The organism is Allobacillus sp. SKP2-8, assembly GCF_007559355.1.
Classification (GTDB): Bacteria; Bacillota; Bacilli; order Bacillales; family Alkalibacillaceae; genus Allobacillus; species Allobacillus halotolerans.
Genome location: NZ_VMHF01000017.1, coordinates 1 through 3,220 on the forward strand (window position 1 = coordinate 1; position 3,220 = coordinate 3,220).

Genomic DNA, 3,220 nt, shown 5'->3' on the forward strand with positions numbered 1-3,220 from the left:
ACTTTGGGGAGGTACTTCCTTTTTTGTGTTTTGAAACCCTTGCCCTGTAAGGGCTAAGATTTATGAAATTTATTCAACTGGTTAAAAATGGGTTGTTTTATTTTGCAGACAAGCAGGTTCACTAACTTAAATGTTGATACATAATTGGATAATTTTCATAATTATTATAAAATAATAAATAAGTTACTAGGAAAGGAATATAAATCTACCAATCAAAAAGGAGTTCACCGATGAATCTAAACGATCTAATGAAAAACCCTGTCTTTATTATTTCAGCTTTCTTTGTCGGGCTGCTGGCAATTTTAGGAGCCACCATGCCGAATCAATTCGCCTCTGTTTCAGAAACACTTTACGGCTTTACGACCACCTATTTTGGTTGGTTCTACCTAATTGTTGTGTTTATGTTTACCGTATTCTTGCTCGGTTTGGCACTCACCCGCTTCGGAAAAATTCGACTTGGAGGAGAGACCGAGCGTCCAGAGTTTCCGTTTTTCACGTGGATCGGAATGTTATTTTCCGCCGGTCTTGGTGTTGGGCTTGTGTTCTGGGGTGTCGCAGAGCCAATGAGCCATTTTTTCGAATCCCCTTTTCCTGACATTCAAGATCATAGCGTGGAATCGGCACGAGTCGGAATGGGCTATTCATTTTTCCACTGGGGCATGAACCAATGGTCAATTTTCACCTTAGTCGGATTGGTCATTGCCTACCTGCAATACCGGAAGAAACGTGACGGACTTGTTTCAACAGCTCTTGAACCAATTACCGGAAGCCATGCAAATATTAAAACAACAGTCGATTCTTTGGCCGTGATTGCAACGGTTATCGGTATTGCCACTTCGATTGGCTTGGGCGTTCTTCAAATGAATGGCGGGCTGAACGCCGTATTCGGGATTCCCAACAATGGGTGGATTCAAGTATTGATTATTGTATTCATTTTCATCGCTTACATGATTTCATCCACTACCGGGTTGCATAAGGGGATTAAATATCTCAGCAATATCAATATGAGCTTGATCATTCTTTTGCTATTATTCGTTTTTATAACAGGTCCGACAGTATTTATTTTAAATTCATTTGTCCTTGGTCTTGGTGACTATATCACGAATATCATTCAATACAGCTTACGGTTGACGCCTTATGAAGGTGGCACATGGGTTCGTGATTGGACAATCTTCTACTGGGCGTGGGTCATCGCTTGGTCACCTTTTGTAGGTGCTTTTATCGCCCGTGTTTCTAGAGGTCGAACAATTCGAGAGTTCATCTTCGGTGTCATGATTGTTCCTCCGCTCATTTCATTATTTTGGTTCGCTACATTTGGCGGAACAGCACTTCATAGTGACTTAATGAATGGGACAAAAATTGCAGAGGCCGTCAACGCTGATGTCACCGTCGCGTTGTTTGAAATGCTACAAATCTTGCCGCTTCCGACGATTTCATCATTACTGGCCATTTTACTCGTCGCGACATTCTTGATTACATCAGCCGACTCAGCCGCTTATATACTTGGAAGCATGACGACGAAGGGAAGCTTAACCCCTCCAATGCGTGTGAAAATGATTTGGGGTGTGTTACTCGCGGCTATTGCCGGGGTGCTACTATTCGCTGGAGGATTAGAAGCATTACAAACGGCTTCATTAATTGCAGCATTGCCTTTTGCGGTTTTAATGCTCCTGATGATTGCCGCCTTGATCAAATTATTACGAAAAGATATTGTCCCAATCAGCAAGCGAGAATTGCGACGGTATAAACGAATGCAAGACCGCTTAGAACAATTGGAAGAAAAAAAAGATGATAAACCAAAAAACTAGTTTAAATTGACAACCTCTAAACCTTGCATTATATTAAATAAATAAGGAAAACAAGGGGAGTAGCGACCGCCCAAACGGTTGGTGAATCGTCATTTCGGTGCGTTAAACGCACCCGGTTCATCAAATAACTCGCAAGACCTTGGCCGAATTTGAGGCCGGGGTCTTTTTATTTTCTCAGAAATTAGGGAATATAGATTACAGGCCTTCAATGGATCGGCTTTCCTAACACAAAACGGAAATCCGTTAGGAGGAATTGAACTTGGTTTTATTTTTATTTCTTTTAGCAGCTACCATTGTTGTGTTTGCTGCAGTTCAACTGAATAAATATGGAGATGTGATCAGTGAGAAATCCTCCTTAAGTGGAGCGATGGTTGGTGGACTGCTGATTGCCGGAGCCACTTCACTACCTGAACTGACAACGAGCTTAACCGCCGTCTATATTGATAACCCAGATATTGCTGTCGGTAATATGCTCGGAAGTAATGTGTTTAACTTATTGATTTTGGCAAGCGTTGATTTATTCTATCGGAAAAAACGCGCTTTTAATCAATTACATTCAAAAGATCAAGTGCCTTCTATTATTGCAGGGATTTTATTTACGAGCTTTGTTGTTGTAGCTATTCTTTGGGGGCAAGTACCGTCTATTTTTAATATTGGCTTAGAAATGTACTTGTTAGTTATCGGTTATATTTTTGTGCTAAAAATGTTTGAAGGCAATCCAGCGAGTCAGACGGAAGAAATAAAGCCAGAGAGCAAAACTCTTCATATTACATTAAAGAAAGCGGTCATCAACTTTACCGTTTTTGCTGTAATCGTTTTTGCTTCAGGCAGTGTGTTGTCCATCACCGGTGACCGCCTTGCAGAAATATCCGGTATGAATTCAAGCTTTGTTGGAAGTGTATTAATCGCCGCTTCCACTTCTCTTCCTGAGTTGGTCACAGTAGTTGTCGCTTTCCGTATGGCGAATTATTCAATGGCTGCGGGATCAATTTTAGGTAGTAATCTATTTAATTTAATGCTACTCGTCGTAACAGATGCCTTTTATCGTGAGGAGGCCATCCTCCAAGGAACAGATCCTTCAATGATTTGGACCGCTTTGCTCGGTGTTCTTATGATGATTGTCATGCTCTATATTGTCAGGAGACAGAAAAAACGTTCAAGCATCGCTTACGCATGGCCTTCTATAGTGATCATTATTATGTATTTCGTTCTTTCTTATATGACATTTTAATAAGCGGATTAGCGGTAGGGATATTGGAGTTCCCTACCGCTTTTAATTTTCAGTGATAATTCACTTTTCTTCAGTGTTGATTTGTATTTCTTCAACGTTAATCTGAGAACCTTCAACATTAATTTGCATTTCTTCAGCGTTAATTCGAGAACCTTCAACATTAATTTGCATTTCTTCAGCG

At 40.6% G+C, this 3,220-nt stretch carries 2 protein-coding genes; both read left to right on the plus strand.

What is annotated here, in order from left to right; all coding sequences use genetic code 11:
- Positions 1–230: 230 nt before the first annotated feature.
- On the plus strand, positions 231–1,808 hold the full coding sequence (locus tag FPQ10_RS10910) for a BCCT family transporter (protein ID WP_144163543.1): 1,578 nt from the start codon (positions 231–233) through the stop codon (positions 1,806–1,808).
- A 259-nt stretch (positions 1,809–2,067) separates the two neighbouring features.
- A complete protein-coding gene (locus FPQ10_RS10915; RefSeq protein ID WP_144163544.1) occupies positions 2,068–3,039 on the plus strand; it encodes a sodium:calcium antiporter in 972 nt (323 codons plus the stop codon).
- The last annotated feature ends 181 nt before the right edge of the window (positions 3,040–3,220 follow it).

What these genes read in the sequence shown, in the direction of transcription:
- FPQ10_RS10910 (WP_144163543.1), top strand. Translation starts at nt 231, where the DNA reads ATGAATCTAAACGATCTAATGAAAAACCCTGTCTTTATTATTTCAGCT.